This window comes from Hydrogenophaga intermedia, from assembly GCF_000723405.1.
Lineage (GTDB): Bacteria > Pseudomonadota > Gammaproteobacteria > Burkholderiales > Burkholderiaceae_C > Hydrogenophaga > Hydrogenophaga intermedia.
The window spans coordinates 1-14,886 of record NZ_CCAE010000003.1 but is presented as its reverse complement, the minus strand read 5'-3'; the positions used below and the strand labels follow the sequence as shown (position 1 = coordinate 14,886).

The window sequence follows — 14,886 nt, the reverse complement described above, 5'->3', positions numbered from 1 at the left end:
GTTTCAGCCCAACGCCACGCGCGCGAACTTGCGCTTGCCGACCTGCACCACGTAGGTGCCGGCGGCCAGCTTCAGGCCCTTGTCGCTCACCACCGCGCCATCCACGCGCACCCCGCCGCCGTCGATGAGGCGGTTGGCCTCGCTGCTCGACGGCGCCAGGCCCGCCGATTTGAGGAGCGCGGCGATGCCCAGCGGCGCGCCCGACAGCGCCACCTTGGGGATCTCGTCCGGCACGCCGCCCTTGGAGCGGTTGATGAAGTCCTGCTCGGCGGCGTCGGCCGCCGCCGCGCTGTGGAAGCGCGTGGTGATCTCCTTGGCCAGCATCACCTTCGCGTCCTTCGGGTTGCGCCCGGCGGCCACTTCGCGCTTCAGCGCCTCGATGGCCTCCATCGACTGGAAAGACAGCAGCGTGTACCAGCGCCACATCAGCGTGTCGGAGATGCTCAGCACCTTGGCGAACATGCTGTTGGCGTCCTCGGTGATGCCGATGTAGTTGTTCTTCGACTTGGACATCTTGTCCACGCCGTCCAGGCCTTCCAGCAGCGGCATGGTCAGGATGCACTGTGGCTCCTGTCCGTACTCGGCCTGCAGGTGGCGGCCCATCAGCAGGTTGAACTTCTGGTCGGTGCCGCCGAGCTCCAGGTCGCTCTTGAGCGCCACCGAGTCGTAGCCCTGCATCAGCGGGTACAGGAACTCGTGCACGCTGATCGGCGTGCCGGCCGTGAAGCGCTGGTGGAAGTCGTTGCGCTCCATCATGCGCGCCACCGTGTACTTGGCCGCGAGCTGGATCATGCCCATCGACCCCAGCGGCAGGCTCCATTCGCTGTTGTAGCGAATCTCGGTCTTCAACGGATCGAGCACGAGGCTGGCCTGCTTGTAGTAGGTCTCGGCGTTGGCCTTGATCTGCTCAGGCGTGAGCGGGGGGCGTGTGCTGTTGCGGCCCGAGGGGTCACCGATCAGGCTGGTGAAGTCGCCGATAAGAAAAATGACTGTATGCCCCAGGTCCTGGAGCTGGCGCATCTTGTTCAGCACCACGGTGTGGCCGATGTGGATGTCCGGCGCCGTCGGGTCCAGCCCCAGCTTGATGCGCAGCGGTGTTCCCGTGCGCTCCGAGCGTGACAATTTTTGCGCCCAGTCCGCCTCGGGGATCAATTCTTCGCAGCCTCGCCGGGTGACCGCCAAGGCGTGGCGCACGCCGTCTGTCAGGGCCTCAGCGCCGCTGACCTGACTTTCCGACAAGGTTGAAATAGATAAGCCGTTATTCATACGTGTTTGTTCCGATGGGAGCGCGTCGCCAGCTCGCTACACTTGCCGGTTGTCGCCGGATTTTAGTTGGCGTGCTTTTTGCACAAGCGTTCGGACCAACGTAAAGCCGGCCCGTGGCGTGAACTCTCGCGTCGCTGCCCGCTCACTCCCTGGATGCCGGTGTGTGGCTCCGCTGCCCTCACCGGCCCTTTCATGGATGACCGATCTTGATACGCCAGACCCTGCACGCCGTGGCCCAACTGGGCCAACAGACCGCTGAATCCCTTTCCCGCCACCCGCGCCGCATCATGGGTGGTATCGGCGTCCTCCTCCTGGGTACCGGCGTTACCGCATTCGGCATCGCCCCCCTGGCGCCCGACGCCGCCGACCTGCCGGTGCGTGAGGTGGTCGAAGCCCTCCCGGTGCTCGCCACCCCCCTGTACGCCGCCATTCCCGCCAGCGCCGACCTGCCGCCCGAAGCCCGTCCTGTGCTTGCCAGCGCCCAGCCCTGGACGCTCTACCGCAGCGACACCACGCGCGCCGACGACACCCCCCAGTCGTTGCTGCAGCGCCTGGGCGTGAACGACAGCGAAGCCCAGGCCTTTCTGGCCCGCAACCCCGTGGCGCGCCAACTGCTCGCCTCGCGCCAGAGCCGCCTGGTGCACGCCGAATCCACCCCGCAACAGACGCTGCAGCGTCTGACCGCCCGGTGGCCGGACCCAAAGAGCGAGCGCGGTTTCCTGCGCCTGGTGGTGGAACGCGACGCCAATGGCCTGAACGCCCGGCTTGAGCCCGGCGCCCTGCAGTCCAGTTCGCGCCTGGCCAGCGGCGACATCCAGAGCTCCCTGTTCGCCTCCACCGACGCGGCCGGCATCCCCGACGCCGTGGCGGTGCAGCTCGCTGAAATGTTCGCGAGCGACATCGACTTCCGCCGTGACCTGCGCAAGGGCGACCGCTTCCAGGTCGTCTACGAGATCCTCAGCGCCGAGGGTGAGCCGATGAAGACCGGCCGCATCCTGTCGGCCCAGTTCGTCAACAACGGCCGCCCGCACGAAGCGGTGTGGTTCGAGGCGCCCGGCGTCAAGGGCGGCTACTACGCCTTCAACGGGGACAGCAAGCGCCGCTACTTCCTGTCCTCGCCGCTGGAGTTCTCGCGCGTCAGCAGCGGCTACGGCATGCGCTTCCATCCAGTGCTGGGCCGCCAGCGCGCGCACCTGGGCGTGGACTATGCCGCCCCCACCGGCACGCCGGTGCGCACCGTGGCCGACGGCGTGATCGAATTCGCCGGCGTGCAGCGCGGCTACGGCAACGTCATCTATGTGCGCCACCGCAACAACCAGACGACGGTCTTCGCGCACCTCAGCCGTATCGGCGTGCGCACCGGCCAGCGCGTGAACCAGGGCGAGTTCATCGGCAACGTCGGGTCCACCGGCATGTCCACCGGCCCGCACCTGCATTTCGAACTCCGCGACAACGGCGTGCACCGCGACCCGCTGGTGATCGCCCGCCAGAGCGAGGCCATCAAGCTGCCCGAGAATCTGCGCGGCGCGTTCAATCAGGTTGCGCAGATTCAGCGGCAGGAACTCGCCGCCGCCGGACGCCTGCAGCAGGCGCTGGCCAGCGCCGACTGAGCCGGCGGGCATCGCACCCGCCGCAAATAGAAAAGGGAGCCGATGGCTCCCTTTGTCTTGTCCGGCGATCTGGCCTCAGGTACTGAAGCTCGACCCGCAACCGCAGGTGGTGGTGGCGTTGGGGTTCTTGATCACGAACTGGGCGCCCTGCAGGTCTTCCTTGTAGTCGATCTCGGCGCCCACCAGGTATTGGTAGCTCATGGCGTCGATCAGCAGGGTGACCCCGTTCTTGCTCATTGCCGTGTCGTCCTCATTGACGACCTCGTCGAAGGTAAAGCCGTACTGGAAGCCCGAGCAGCCACCGCCTTGAACGAAGACGCGCAGCTTCAGATCGGGGTTGCCCTCTTCAGCCACCAGTTCGGCCACCTTGGCGGCGGCGCTGTCGGTGAAGACCAGCGGCGCGGGCATGTCGGTCTGGATGTTTTCGGCCACGGCACTCATGGGGATTCCTCTCGTAGGGACGGGCGGCAAGCCCGCAATACCACGAATGGTACGGTACAGCGCTCGGGTATGCCGTTCAGCGGTCGTTTGCCGCCAGTTTCAGTGTGGGCTTTTCCTCAGCGCCGTCACTCGCCATGGGGCGCAACTGCCCCTCGACGGTAGCGCCCTGATGCATCTCGATCGCGCAGTAGGACACGTCGCCCTTGATGTCCGCCTTGGGCTGCAGCTCCAGCAGCTTGCGGGCCATCACCGGGCCCTTGACGCGGCCGTTGATGATCACGTGGTCCGCCTCGATGGAACCCTGGACCGACGCCACCTCGCTCACGATGAGCAGGCTGGCCCCGTCCACCGCCCGCACGTTGCCCACGACCTCGCCGTCGATGCGAAGCCCTTCGGCGAACAGCAGGTCCCCCTGGATTCGGGTGCCTTGGGCGATCAGGCTCTTGATCGGGGGCTGCTTGGCCTTGCTGGCGAACATGCGAATCTCCTGTCGACGACCCTCGATCAGGGATCGAAGGTCTGAACGGACCGCACCGCACTGCCCTGGAGCAGCTTGGCGGTGACGGTTTTTACAACGGCCTGGGCAGGCAGATCAACCACGCCTTCCTGCCGAAGATAGCCTTTGACGAGCACCGGCTGGGGTGCCGGCGCGTGCTTCGCCGACCAGGGTTTGCCGGCCAGCGTGCCGGTGAAACTGATCTCCAGCGCACCCTTGAAGTCTGGCGCGTTGCGCGCCGCCTGGATCATCAGAACCTGCCAACGCCACTGTGTGGCCGACAGGCGTTCCGCTTGCAGCCCGCGAATGGCGAGTGCATCGCCGCCCGCGGGAATGAGCCGCTCGAAGAAGCCGAGGTCATTGCGCAGCGCCTGATTGTCCGCCTCCAACTGGCGGATCTGCATGCGCAGTTGCTCCTGCAACGAGCGCTCGGTCGTGAGCCGGCTTTGGGCGGTGTGGTCCTCCGAACTGAGGGCTGCGAGATCGGCACGCAAGGTGACCACCTCGGCGCGCAAACGCTCGAGTTCCTCGCGCGCATTGCGGTCCAGGCCCGCGATGTCCTTGCCGAACTCGAAGGCCCACAGCGCCAGCGCGCCACACAGACCCAGCATGACCGCTGCCCCGAGCCAGCGCAGCGGCCAGGGCAGCGCGCTGCGCACCGACATACGCGGGGCCCCAGCCTTCCAGCGTCGACGTCCGAAGCGCAATCGCATGCAAACCTTTCAAACTGCAAGCAAAAGAAAACGAGGCCCAGAAAGCAGAAACCGCCCCAAGCGGACTTGAAGGCGGTTTCTGGGGGTCGTTCGCGAGGCGATCAGCGCTTGCTGAACTGCTTGCGGCGCCGCGCAGAGCGCAGACCGACCTTCTTGCGTTCGACTTCGCGGGCGTCGCGCGTGACGAAGCCGGCTTGCGACAGCTGGGGCTTGAGGCTCGCGTCGTAGTCGATCAGCGCGCGGGTGATGCCGTGGCGCACTGCGCCGGCCTGGCCCGACTCGCCGCCACCGTGCACGTTGACCTGAACGTCGAAGGTCTCGGCGTTGTCGGTCAGCAGCAGGGGCTGCTTGGCGATCATGATCGAGGTCTCGCGGCCAAAGTAGGCGGCGATGTCCTTGCCGTTCACCGTGATCTTGCCGCTGCCCTTCTTGAGGAACACGCGGGCGACGCTGGATTTGCGACGGCCGGTGCCGTTGTTCCATTCACCAATCATTCAGGGCTCCTTAGATGTCCAGCGTTTGCGGCTGTTGGGCGGTGTGCGGGTGCTCCGCGCCGCCGTAGACCTTGAGCTTCTTGATCATGGCGTAGCCCAGAGGACCCTTGGGCAGCATGCCCTTGACGGCCTTCTCGAGCGCGCGGCCGGGGTGCTTGGCCTGCATGTCGCGGAAGTTGGTCGAGTAGATACCGCCCGGGAAGCCCGAGTGGCGGTAGTACATCTTGTCGGTGGACTTGGTGCCGGTCACGCGCAGCTTGGCTGCGTTGATGATGACGATGTAGTCACCCGTGTCGACGTGAGGCGTGTAGATGGCCTTGTGCTTGCCGCGCAGTCGGAGAGCCACTTCACTGGCAACTCGTCCGAGGACCTTGTCGGTCGCGTCAATCACAAACCACTCGTGCTTCACGTCAGCGGGTTTGGCGCTGAACGTTTTGGTCATGTTGAACCTGATAGCGAGGGTTTGGCGGCCCTTTTCCACGGTCGGTGGTTCTCTGGTGGAACCCTCTTAGGTGGTGGTTTGAACTTCGCCGCGGGGCCAGCAGAAAACGCTGCGAAGCCCGCGATTGTACGAAATCGGCGCCGGGCGGGCAAATCCGGCGCTACCATCGCCGGCCCATGTTCTCCTACCGCCACGCTTTCCACGCCGGCAACCACGCGGACGTGCTCAAGCACCTCGTGCTGATCGCCACCCTGCGCCACCTGCAGCTCAAGGAGCCGTCGATCACGCTGATCGACACGCACGCGGGGGCGGGCCTGTACCGGCTGGACGGCGAATTCGCCGACAAGGGCGGCGAAGCCGTGGACGGCGTGATGAAGCTGTTTGCCGCCTGCCGGCCTGCGTCGGGCGCGCCCGCCGTGGAGACGACGCCACTGATCGACGACTACCTGGACATGGTGGCGGGCTTCAACCCCTCTGGCGCGCTGCGTGTCTACCCGGGTTCGCCATTTGTGGTGCAGCGCCTCATGCGCGCCGAGTCGCGCGACCGGCTCAAGCTGTTCGAGCTGCACCCCACCGACGGCAAGACCCTCTCGGCGAACATCGGCCAACTCGACGCAGGCCGAACGGTGGTGGTCAAGCGCGAAGACGGCTTCGAAGGGCTCAAACCCCTGCTACCCCCGCCCGCAGACGCCCAAGGCTCACGCCGCGCCCTGGTGCTGGTCGACCCAAGCTATGAGATCAAGAGCGATTACGGCAGAGTAAGTGCCTGCATACAAGACGCTCTCCAACGATTCGCCACCGGCACCTATGTCGTTTGGTACCCGGTGATTCCGCGCACCGAAGCGCACGACTTGCCGCGCAAGCTGCGCGGCCACGCCCAGCGCGCGGGGCGCTCCTGGCTTCACGCCACCTTGGCGATCGGTCATCCACCGCTGGAGTTGGACGAGCGCCCCGGCCTCACGGCGAGCGGCGTGTTCGTGATCAATCCGCCGCACACGCTGGCGGCCGGACTGAAGGCCGCCCTGCCGGTGCTCGTGGACGTGCTGGGCCGTGGCCGCGGGCAGGGCCAAGCCGTCGAGGCCTCGGCGAGCTGAGGCTGGCCCGTCTCAGGGCCGAGCCAGCACCATCGTCCAGTAGGGCGTCTGGTCGCTGCCCTGGCGACGAACACACGCCAACCCCACCTGCGTGACCGTGGCCAGCATGAGGTTCTGGCAGTGGCCGGGGCTGTTCATCCAGCCATTGAGCGCGGCGGACAAGTCCCCAGGACCGGCCGTGAGGTTTTCGGCCACAACGGTCCAAGCGTAGCCAGCGGCCGTCACCCGACCACCCAGGGTCGCCCCGTTGCTGCCGGTGTGCGAGAAGAAGTTGTTCACCGCCATGTCGGTCGAGTGCGCGCGCGCTGCCTCGGCCAGACGCGCGTCCCAGCTCAAAACCCCAACGGCGGAAAAATTGGCGGCGCCACAGACTTGCGCCACGGATCGCAAGGCATTGATGGCCGGCGCGGCGGTAGTGGTCAAGTCGCCAACCGGGCAAGGCTCCACCGGCACAGACGTCTGGGACGGCGGCGGTGCGGCCCCATCGTCACCACCGCCACCCCCTCCTCCTCCCCCACAGGCGGCAAGTAGCAAGGGCAGGGACAGGACGGCGAAGCGGGTTTTGAGCATGGCAACCTCATAAATATTAGATCTTTAATACTACAAAACAAGGCCGCTCAGCGGCTCTGCAATTGGTGACCAAAATTAACCGACCGACCGGTCGGCTAACTTGATAAACTGCGACCAACGACAGCCCCGCCCGACGAGGAGACCCGCGTGTACACCCAATCATTCAACGTGCCCGATGGCACCGCCCCTGGCCCGCAGGCCGTGCCGACGGCGGCCGACCCTGCCCTGCAGACACACTTCGACACCGTCATCGACGCCGACGGCAAGATCGAGCCGCGCGACTGGATGCCCGAGGCCTACCGCAAGACGCTGGTGCGCCAGATCAGCCAGCACGCGCACAGCGAGATCGTGGGCATGCTGCCCGAAGGCAACTGGATCAGCCGCGCGCCCAGCCTCAAGCGCAAGGCCATCCTGCTGGCCAAGGTGCAGGATGAAGGAGGCCATGGCCTGTACCTCTACAGCGCGGCAGAAACGCTGGGCACCAGCCGCGACCAGATGTTCGACGCGCTGCACAGCGGCAAGGCCAAGTACAGCTCCATCTTCAACTACCCCACCCTTACTTGGGCCGACGTGGGCGTGATCGGCTGGCTGGTGGACGGCGCGGCGATCATGAACCAGATCCCCCTGTGCCGCTGCAGCTACGGGCCCTATGCCCGCGCCATGATCCGCGTCTGCAAGGAAGAGAGCTTTCACCAGCGCCAAGGCTACGAATCACTGCTGACCATGATGCAGGGCACGGCCGAACAGAAGGCCATGGTGCAGGACGCCGTGAACCGCTGGTGGTGGAAGTGCCTGGCCATGTTCGGCCCGCCCGACGACAACAGCCCCAACAGCGTGCAGGGCATGCGCTGGGGCATCAAGCGCATCAGCAACGACGCATTGCGCCAGAAGTTCGTCGACGCCACCGTGCCGCAGGCCGAAGTGCTGGGCGTGACGCTGCCCGACCCCGAACTCAAGTGGAACGAGGCCAAGGGCCAGCACGATTTCGGCGCCATCGACTGGGACGAGTTCTGGCAGGTCGTCAACGGCAACGGCCCCTGCAACAAGGAGCGCCTGGCCACCCGCGTGAAGGCCTGGGACGACGGCGCCTGGGTGCGCGAGGCTGCGCTGGCCCACGCGCGCAAGCAAGAGCAACGCACGATGAAGGAGGCCGCATGAGCCACGCACGACCGCCCGAAGGGGCTCGCACCGCAGCGCGCTGCGCGGAGGTTTTCCAATGAACGCGCCGGCATTGAAGGAATGGCCCCTGTGGGAGGTCTTCGTCCGCAGCAAGCAGGGCCTGGAGCACAAGCACTGCGGCAGCCTGCACGCCAGCGACGCGCGACACGCACTGCAGATGGCGCGCGACGTGTACACGCGCCGCCAGGAAGGCGTGAGCATCTGGGTCGTGCCCTCGGCGAGCATCACCGCGAGCGAGCCGGATTCGAAAGACGCCTTCTTTGATCCCGCCGCCGACAAGGTCTATCGTCACCCAACCTTCTACGAGATCCCCGACAAAGTGGGGCACATGTGATGAGCCACGCGCCGGTCGATTACCTGCTTCACCTGGCCGACAACGCCCTCGTGCTCGGCCAGCGCAACGCCGAGTGGTGCGGCCACGGGCCCATCCTCGAAGAAGACCTGGCCTTGGCCAACCACGCACTCGACCACCTGGGGCAGGCGCGCTTGCTCTACCAGCACGCGGCCACGCTGATCAACGCCGACGCCGCGATGGCCAAGCGCTTCGCGCACCTGCAGGGCGCACGCGCCGACGGTGCCGTGACCGAGGACGCGCTGGCCTACTTCCGCACCACACACGAGTTCCGCAACTTCACGCTGCTGGAGCTGCCGCACCACGGCCCGCTCGCCGGCCCGGCGCGCGCCGACCGCGACTTCGCCACCACCACCGTGCGCAACGTGCTGTACGCCGCGCTGATGAACCTGTGGTGGGAGCGCCTGCAGACCAGCGCCGATGCGCAGCTCGCGGGCATCGCGGCCAAGTCGCTGAAGGAAGTGCGCTACCACCTGCGCCATGCGGGCGACTGGCTGATTCGCCTGGGCGATGGCACCGACGACAGCCACGCGCGTGCGCAGGCCGCGCTGAACCACCTGATGCCGCACACACAGGAGTTCTGGATCGGCGACGAGGCCGAGTCCGCAGCGGTGGCCAACGGCACCGGCGTGGTCCTGGCCGAACTCAAGCCCGCGTGGGACGCGCTGCTGGACGAGGTGCTCGCCGAGGCCACACTCAAGCGCCCCAACGAGAGCGGCTACGTGACGCAGGGTCGATGCGGCGTGCACTCCGAGCACATGGGCTTCCTGCTCGCGGAGATGCAGAGCCTGGCGCGCGAGCATCCGCAAGCGGTGTGGTGATGGACGCGGTGCGCAGCCCTTCGCTGGACGCCGTGCGCGCGGCGCTCGCCCACCTGAGCGATCCCGAGATTCCGGTGGTGAGCCTGGCGGAGCTGGGCATCCTGCGCGACGTGCGGATGGGCGAAGACGGCGTGGCCGAGGTCGTCATCACGCCCACCTACAGCGGCTGCCCTGCCATGGGCCAGATCGAGGACGACATCCGCGCCGCGCTGGACGGCGCTGGCCTGGCTGCACGCGTGAGGACGCAGCTCTCACCCGCCTGGACCACCGACTGGATGACCGCCGAAGCGCGCGAGAAGCTGCATGCGTACGGCATTGCGCCGCCCAACGGCCGCGCGGCACATGCCAGCGACAAGGTGGTCAGCTTCGCGCGCCGCGCCGCCACCCAGCCCGTGCCCTGCCCACGCTGCGGCTCCACGCACACCACCGAAACATCGCCCTTCGGCTCGGCCGCGTGCAAGGCCTTGTACCGCTGCCTCGACTGCCTCGAACCCTTCGACCTTTTCAAACCCTACTGACCATGAGCACCAGCCCCCGCGGATTCGTCGAGCTGCCCATCGCGCGCGTGAGCCCCGAGGCCGCGGGCTCGGTGGCCGTCACCCTGGCCGTGCCCGCCGACCAACGCGGCGCCTTCGCCTTCGAGCCCGGCCAGTTCCTCACCGTGCGCGCGCGCATCGACGGCCAGGAGGTGCGCCGCAGCTACTCCATCAGCAGCCCGCGCAGCATTTACACCAGCAAGGGCGAGCTCACGCTGGGCATCCGCCCGGTGGACGGTGGCGTGTTCAGCAACTGGGCCGCAACGCAACTCAAGGCCGGCGACACGCTGCAGGCCATGCCGCCCGACGGCCGCTTCACGGTGCACCGCCCACGCGCCATCCACCGCGTGGGCTTCGCGGCGGGTTCGGGCATCACGCCCATCCTGTCCATCATGACCAGCACGCTGGAGGAGTCGTCCACGGCCAAGTTCACGCTGGTCTACGGCAACCGCCGCATGGCCAGCGTGATGTTCAACGAGGCCCTGCAGGACCTGAAGGACCGCTACCGCGACCGCCTCACGCTGATCCACGTCCTCTCGCGCCAGGCACAGGAGGTGCCGCTGCTCGAAGGCCGCATCGACGGCGACAAGGTGCGCGCCCTCATCGACGCGCTGCTGCCCGTGCCCAGCCTGGACGAGGTCTTCATCTGCGGCCCGGAGGCCATGATCGAGGCCACCGAGCAGGCCTTGCTGGGCGCTGGCGTGAAGCCCGAGCGCATCCACACCGAGCGCTTCACCTCGCCCACGCTGGAAGCGATGCCGCGCGCGCAGCGCGACGGCGTGCAACTCAGCCACGTCGAACGCAGCGAGGGCGAAGTCGCCCTCACCGTGGTGCTCGATGGCAAGCCGCACGAGCTGCGCATGGGCCGCGACGACCGCGTGCTCGACGTCGCACTGGAGGCGGGGCTGGACCTGCCCTGGTCGTGTCGCGGCGGCGTGTGCTGCACTTGCCGCGCCAAAGTGATGGAAGGGCGCGTGGAGATGGAGCGCAACTTCACGCTTGAGCCCTGGGAGATGGAGCAAGGCTTCGTGCTGAGCTGCCAGGCTCGGCCCACCACGGACCGCGTGGTGGTGAGCTACGACGAGCGCTGAGCGATCCCGACTCAGTCGGCGTAGAGCACCACTGGCGCCACGCCCGCCTGGATGAGGCCGATGCGTTCGGCCGCCTCGCGGCTGAGGTCGATGACCCGCCCCGGCTTGAACGGCCCGCGGTCGTTGATGCGCACCACCACCGCCTGGCCCGTGGCCGGGTTCTCCACGCGCACGCGCGTGCCGAAGGGCAGGGTCTTGTGTGCGGCGGTGAGTTGGTTCATGTCGAAGACCTCGCCATTCGCGGTGCGCCGACCGTGGTGCGGCTCGCCGTACCAGGACGCCAGGCCGCGCCCGATCTCGCGCGCTTCGTGCGCGGCCGGCCCACTGTCGGCAGGCGCGTCGGTGCCCCAGCCTTCGCCCGGCGGCGCTCCGCGGCTTGCGCAGCCCGCGAGGGCGGCGGCAAACGCGGCAAGGATCAAGGCGCGGGCGAGGTTCATGCGTCAGTCGGTGTCCAGGCGGCGCAGGATCTCCAGCGTCGCCGCGCTCTGGTTCATCGTATAGAAGTGCAGACCCGGCGCGCCGCCCCGAAGCAATTGCTCACACAAAGAGGTGACCACGTCGAGCCCGAACGACTTGATCGAGGCGGTGTCGTCGCCGTAGGCCTGCAGGCGCAGGCGGATCCAACGCGGGATCTCCGCGCCGCAGGCGTCGGAGAAGCGCATGAGCTGCGTGGAGCTGATGATGGGCATGATGCCCGGCACCACGGGGATGTCGGCACCGAGCCGCCTCGCGTCGTCCACGAAGCGGAAATAGGCGTCGGCGCTGTAGAAGTACTGGGTGATCGCCGAATGCGCGCCTGCTTTCACCTTGGTCGCGTAGGCCTTGAGATCGGCCTCGGGAGACTTGGCCTGCGGGTGCACCTCGGGGTAGGCCGCCACCTCCAGGTGGAAGTCCTCGCCGGTCTCGGCGCGGATGAAGGCCACGAGGTCGCTCGCGTAATGGAACTCGCCGCCCAGGCCGTAGCCGCTGGGCAGGTCGCCGCGCAAGGCCACCAGCCGCTTGACGCCCATGCCCTTGAGCTGCGCGAGCTGCTCGCGCACGCTGGCGCGTGTGGCGCCGATGCACGAGAAGTGCGAGGCCGCGTCCACGCCCTCGGCGAGGATCTCGCGCACGGCGCCGAAGGTGCCCTCCTGTGTGGAGCCACCGGCGCCGTAGGTCACGGAGCAGAACAGCGGCTGGCGCGCGTAAAGCTGCTGGCGCACGGCGCGCAGCTTCTCGGCGCCTTCGGGCGTCTTGGGCGGAAAGAATTCGAAGCTGATGGGCAGGTTCATGCCGGTTTCCGAATGAAGACGAAGAATTCGCGGTTGCCATCGCCACCGGCGATGGGGCTGTCGAAATAGTCGCGCACCTCAAGGTCCAGGCCTTGCAGCGCGCCGGTGATGCGCTCGCGCACCAGCGCGTAGGACGCAGCGTCCTTCACCAGGCCGCCCTTGCCGATGTGCTCGGGCTGCAGCTCGAACTGCGGCTTCACGAGCATCAGACCGTGGCCGCCCGGCTTGAGCAGCGGCACCAGCGCGGGCCACACCAGGGTCTGCGAGATGAAGGACAGGTCGCCGACGATCAGCTCGAACGGCGACTCGGCTCCGGCTTCTCGCAGGCGCGGCGCCGTCAGCTCCCGCGCGTTGCAGTGCTCGATGGCGATGACACGCGGGTCGCCACGCAAGCGCGGGTTCAGTTGGCCGCTGCCCACATCCACACCCACCACCTGCGCGGCGCCACGCTGCAACAGGCAGTCGGTGAAGCCGCCGGTGCTCTGACCCACATCAAGCGCGCGCACACCACGCACGTCGAGCCCGGTGTGCACCAGCGCGCCCTCCAGCTTGAGCCCGCCGCGCGAGACGAATCGGGCTTCGGCCGTGTCCAGCAGTTCGAGCTCGGCGCTGGCGGGCAACTCGTCGCCATTCTTGGCCACGGGCTTCCAGTGCCCAGCGGCGCGCCAGCGCACGCCCGCGGCGATCAGCCGCTGGGCCTGCGAGCGCGACGCCGCCAGCCCGCGCTCGACGAGCAACTGGTCGGCGCGCACGGTGCCGATCAGTACCGGTAGGTGTCGGGCTTGTACGGGCCCTGCTTCGGCACGCCGATGTACGCGGCCTGCTCGTCCGACAGCTCGGTGAGTTGGGCGCCGACCTTCTTCAGGTGCAGGCGCGCCACCTTCTCGTCCAGGTGCTTGGGCAGCACGTAGACCTTGCCCACGTCGTAGCCTTCGGGGTGCGTGAAGAGTTCGATCTGCGCGATCGTCTGGTTCGCGAAGCTGGAGGACATGACGAAGCTCGGGTGGCCCGTGCCGCAGCCCAGGTTCACCAGCCGGCCCTTGGCGAGCAGGATGATCTTCTTGCCGTCCGGGAAGATCACGTGATCCACCTGGGGCTTGATCTCTTCCCACTGGCACTTCTCTTCGAGCTTGGCGACCTGAATCTCGTTGTCGAAGTGGCCGATGTTGCAGACGATGGCCTGGTCCTTCATGGCGGCCATGTGCTCGTAGGTGATGACGTCGCGGTTGCCGGTGGTCGTCACGAAGATGTCGGCCTTGTCGGCGGCGTATTCCATCGTCACCACGCGATAGCCTTCCATCGCGGCCTGCAGGGCGTTGATGGGGTCGATCTCGGTCACCCACACCTGGGCCGACAGCGCGCGCAGCGCCTGCGCCGAGCCCTTGCCCACGTCGCCGTAGCCGGCGACCACGGCCACCTTGCCGGCGATCATCACGTCCGTGGCGCGTTTGATGCCATCCACCAGCGATTCGCGGCAGCCGTAGAGGTTGTCGAACTTGCTCTTGGTGACCGAGTCGTTCACGTTGATGGCGCGGAACATCAGCGTGCCCTTGAGCGACATTTCCTTCAGGCGGTGCACGCCCGTGGTGGTCTCTTCGGTCACGCCCATGATCTGCGCGCTCTTGCGGCTGTACCAGGTGCTGTCTTCAGCCAGCTTGGCCTTGATGGCCGCGAACAGGATGCGCTCTTCCTCGCTGCCCGGCTTGGCCAGCACCGACGGGTCCTTCTCGGCCTGCTTGCCCAGGTGCATCAGCAGCGTGGCATCACCGCCGTCGTCCAGGATCATGTTGGGGCCTTCGCCCTCGGTACCCTTGGCACCGAAATCAAAGATGCGGTGCGTGTAGTCCCAGTAGTCGACCAGCGTTTCGCCCTTGACGGCGAACACCGGCGTGCCGGCGGCGGCGATGGCGGCGGCCGCGTGGTCCTGCGTGGAGAAGATGTTGCACGAGGCCCAGCGCACCTGCGCGCCCAGCGCCTGCAGCGTCTCGATGAGCACCGCGGTCTGGATGGTCATGTGCAGCGAGCCGGTGATGCGCGCGCCCTTGAGCGGTTGCTTGGCCGCGTACTCCTCGCGGATGGCCATCAGGCCGGGCATCTCGGTCTCGGCGATGCGGATTTCCTTGCGGCCCCAGTCGGCCAGGCCGATGTCGGCGATCACGCAGTCGGCGGTAGGGTTGATTCGTGCATTCATGTGGCGCTCCAAAACGTTGAAAGCCACCGCACGGGAAGGGAGATGAAGGAACCCATCGCACGTGCAGTGGATGAGCGTCGTTGCCGGTTGAAGGGTCCGAGCCTCACGCCCGCGGCCCGCAGTGTGCGGGTGGGGCGCTGCAACGCTCCTCGGATGGGCGGCGATTCTACCCGGCCTCTTTTCTGGCGTGGGGATCTCCCCTACCAATGGCACCACCCCGGCACCCCCCCTGCTGTCTCTTATACACATCTGACGCTGCCGACGATCTACTCTGTGGAGGTCTCGGTGGTCGCGGTATTGGTTATACAAGAAAAGGGTT

General features: G+C 67.1%; 18 protein-coding genes and 1 riboswitch. Of the genes, 7 read left to right on the top strand and 11 right to left on the bottom strand.

What is annotated here, in order from left to right; genetic code table 11:
• Positions 1-3: 3 nt before the first annotated feature.
• On the bottom strand, positions 4-1,266 hold the full coding sequence (tyrS, locus tag BN948_RS02930) for a tyrosine--tRNA ligase (protein ID WP_009516686.1): 1,263 nt from the start codon (positions 1,264-1,266) through the stop codon (positions 4-6).
• Positions 1,267-1,472: 206 nt separating this feature from the next.
• On the opposite strand from tyrS, the gene BN948_RS02925 reads away from it, so the two are divergent.
• Entirely contained in the window at positions 1,473-2,876 is a 1,404-nt protein-coding gene (locus BN948_RS02925) for a M23 family metallopeptidase (RefSeq protein WP_009516685.1), read from the top strand.
• A gap of 75 nt (positions 2,877-2,951) precedes the next feature.
• Here BN948_RS02925 and erpA read toward each other — a convergent pair whose 3' ends face one another.
• The 5 genes from erpA to rplM all read right to left on the bottom strand — a co-directional run bounded on the left by erpA (position 2,952) and on the right by rplM (position 5,462).
• Positions 2,952-3,317: an iron-sulfur cluster insertion protein ErpA gene (gene erpA / locus BN948_RS02920; protein ID WP_009516684.1), complete on the bottom strand. Its 366-nt coding sequence runs from the start codon at positions 3,315-3,317 to the stop codon at positions 2,952-2,954.
• 76 nt (positions 3,318-3,393) lie between these two features.
• A complete protein-coding gene (locus BN948_RS02915) occupies positions 3,394-3,795 on the bottom strand; it encodes a bactofilin family protein (RefSeq protein WP_009516683.1) in 402 nt (133 codons plus the stop codon).
• A gap of 26 nt (positions 3,796-3,821) precedes the next feature.
• Positions 3,822-4,526, bottom strand: a complete 705-nt coding sequence (locus tag BN948_RS02910) for a DUF6776 family protein (RefSeq protein ID WP_009516682.1) — start codon at positions 4,524-4,526, stop codon at positions 3,822-3,824.
• Positions 4,527-4,627: 101 nt separating this feature from the next.
• On the bottom strand, positions 4,628-5,020 hold the full coding sequence (gene rpsI, locus BN948_RS02905) for a 30S ribosomal protein S9 (protein WP_009516681.1): 393 nt from the start codon (positions 5,018-5,020) through the stop codon (positions 4,628-4,630).
• Between the two features lie 10 nt (positions 5,021-5,030).
• Positions 5,031-5,462 carry a 50S ribosomal protein L13 gene (gene rplM / locus BN948_RS02900; protein ID WP_009516680.1) on the bottom strand — a complete coding sequence of 144 codons (432 nt, stop codon included), beginning with the start codon at positions 5,460-5,462 and terminating at the stop codon, positions 5,031-5,033.
• A 176-nt stretch (positions 5,463-5,638) separates the two neighbouring features.
• Here rplM and BN948_RS02895 point away from each other — a divergent pair, with 176 nt between their 5' ends.
• Positions 5,639-6,556, top strand: a complete 918-nt coding sequence (locus BN948_RS02895; protein WP_009516679.1) for a 23S rRNA (adenine(2030)-N(6))-methyltransferase RlmJ — start codon at positions 5,639-5,641, stop codon at positions 6,554-6,556.
• Between the two features lie 12 nt (positions 6,557-6,568).
• Here the strand turns inward: BN948_RS02895 and BN948_RS02890 are convergent, their stop codons facing one another.
• Positions 6,569-6,979, bottom strand: a complete 411-nt coding sequence (locus BN948_RS02890) for a CAP domain-containing protein (protein WP_035620459.1) — start codon at positions 6,977-6,979, stop codon at positions 6,569-6,571.
• Between the two features lie 294 nt (positions 6,980-7,273).
• Here BN948_RS02890 and paaA point away from each other — a divergent pair, with 294 nt between their 5' ends.
• From paaA to BN948_RS02865, 5 genes are read left to right on the top strand one after another with little or no spacing between them, the layout of a single operon-like run.
• Entirely contained in the window at positions 7,274-8,284 is a 1,011-nt protein-coding gene (paaA, locus tag BN948_RS02885) for a 1,2-phenylacetyl-CoA epoxidase subunit PaaA (protein WP_009516677.1), read from the top strand.
• Positions 8,285-8,342: 58 nt separating this feature from the next.
• Positions 8,343-8,639 carry a 1,2-phenylacetyl-CoA epoxidase subunit PaaB gene (gene paaB / locus BN948_RS02880; RefSeq protein ID WP_009516676.1) on the top strand — a complete coding sequence of 99 codons (297 nt, stop codon included), beginning with the start codon at positions 8,343-8,345 and terminating at the stop codon, positions 8,637-8,639.
• Complete coding sequence (gene paaC, locus BN948_RS02875; protein ID WP_009516675.1) at positions 8,639-9,478, top strand: 1,2-phenylacetyl-CoA epoxidase subunit PaaC; 840 nt, start codon at positions 8,639-8,641, stop codon at positions 9,476-9,478. Before paaB ends, paaC begins: the two co-directional genes overlap by 1 nt.
• Positions 9,394-9,996 carry a 1,2-phenylacetyl-CoA epoxidase subunit PaaD gene (gene paaD, locus BN948_RS02870; protein ID WP_420319430.1) on the top strand — a complete coding sequence of 201 codons (603 nt, stop codon included), beginning with the start codon at positions 9,394-9,396 and terminating at the stop codon, positions 9,994-9,996. Before paaC ends, paaD begins: the two co-directional genes overlap by 85 nt.
• 2 nt (positions 9,997-9,998) lie before the next feature.
• Positions 9,999-11,105: a 2Fe-2S iron-sulfur cluster-binding protein gene (locus BN948_RS02865; RefSeq protein ID WP_009516673.1), complete on the top strand. Its 1,107-nt coding sequence runs from the start codon at positions 9,999-10,001 to the stop codon at positions 11,103-11,105.
• Between the two features lie 11 nt (positions 11,106-11,116).
• Here the strand turns inward: BN948_RS02865 and BN948_RS02860 are convergent, their stop codons facing one another.
• Genes BN948_RS02860 through ahcY form a run of 4 tightly spaced genes read right to left on the bottom strand, consistent with a single transcriptional unit; the run spans position 11,117 to position 14,567 of the window.
• On the bottom strand, positions 11,117-11,542 hold the full coding sequence (locus BN948_RS02860) for a septal ring lytic transglycosylase RlpA family protein (protein ID WP_009516672.1): 426 nt from the start codon (positions 11,540-11,542) through the stop codon (positions 11,117-11,119).
• Positions 11,543-11,545: 3 nt separating this feature from the next.
• Entirely contained in the window at positions 11,546-12,376 is an 831-nt protein-coding gene (metF, locus tag BN948_RS02855) for a methylenetetrahydrofolate reductase [NAD(P)H] (RefSeq protein ID WP_009516671.1), read from the bottom strand.
• Positions 12,373-13,128, bottom strand: coding sequence for a TlyA family RNA methyltransferase (locus tag BN948_RS02850; RefSeq protein WP_009516670.1), 756 nt, complete (start codon positions 13,126-13,128; stop codon positions 12,373-12,375). Before BN948_RS02850 ends, metF begins: the two co-directional genes overlap by 4 nt.
• A gap of 8 nt (positions 13,129-13,136) precedes the next feature.
• Entirely contained in the window at positions 13,137-14,567 is a 1,431-nt protein-coding gene (gene ahcY / locus BN948_RS02845) for an adenosylhomocysteinase (protein WP_009516669.1), read from the bottom strand.
• 65 nt (positions 14,568-14,632) lie between these two features.
• Positions 14,633-14,724: riboswitch (S-adenosyl-L-homocysteine riboswitch) on the bottom strand.
• Between the last annotated feature and the right edge of the window lie 162 nt (positions 14,725-14,886).

What these genes read in the sequence shown, in the direction of transcription:
- tyrS (WP_009516686.1), bottom strand. Translation starts at nt 1,266, where the DNA reads ATGAATAACGGCTTATCTATTTCAACCTTGTCGGAAAGTCAGGTCAGC.
- erpA (WP_009516684.1), bottom strand. Translation starts at nt 3,317, where the DNA reads ATGAGTGCCGTGGCCGAAAACATCCAGACCGACATGCCCGCGCCGCTG.
- BN948_RS02915 (WP_009516683.1), bottom strand. Translation starts at nt 3,795, where the DNA reads ATGTTCGCCAGCAAGGCCAAGCAGCCCCCGATCAAGAGCCTGATCGCC.
- BN948_RS02910 (WP_009516682.1), bottom strand. Translation starts at nt 4,526, where the DNA reads ATGCGATTGCGCTTCGGACGTCGACGCTGGAAGGCTGGGGCCCCGCGT.
- rpsI (WP_009516681.1), bottom strand. Translation starts at nt 5,020, where the DNA reads ATGATTGGTGAATGGAACAACGGCACCGGCCGTCGCAAATCCAGCGTC.
- rplM (WP_009516680.1), bottom strand. Translation starts at nt 5,462, where the DNA reads ATGACCAAAACGTTCAGCGCCAAACCCGCTGACGTGAAGCACGAGTGG.
- BN948_RS02895 (WP_009516679.1), top strand. Translation starts at nt 5,639, where the DNA reads ATGTTCTCCTACCGCCACGCTTTCCACGCCGGCAACCACGCGGACGTG.
- paaB (WP_009516676.1), top strand. Translation starts at nt 8,343, where the DNA reads ATGAACGCGCCGGCATTGAAGGAATGGCCCCTGTGGGAGGTCTTCGTC.
- paaC (WP_009516675.1), top strand. Translation starts at nt 8,639, where the DNA reads ATGAGCCACGCGCCGGTCGATTACCTGCTTCACCTGGCCGACAACGCC.
- paaD (WP_420319430.1), top strand. Translation starts at nt 9,394, where the DNA reads ATGCGGCGTGCACTCCGAGCACATGGGCTTCCTGCTCGCGGAGATGCA.
- BN948_RS02865 (WP_009516673.1), top strand. Translation starts at nt 9,999, where the DNA reads ATGAGCACCAGCCCCCGCGGATTCGTCGAGCTGCCCATCGCGCGCGTG.
- BN948_RS02860 (WP_009516672.1), bottom strand. Translation starts at nt 11,542, where the DNA reads ATGAACCTCGCCCGCGCCTTGATCCTTGCCGCGTTTGCCGCCGCCCTC.
- metF (WP_009516671.1), bottom strand. Translation starts at nt 12,376, where the DNA reads ATGAACCTGCCCATCAGCTTCGAATTCTTTCCGCCCAAGACGCCCGAA.
- ahcY (WP_009516669.1), bottom strand. Translation starts at nt 14,567, where the DNA reads ATGAATGCACGAATCAACCCTACCGCCGACTGCGTGATCGCCGACATC.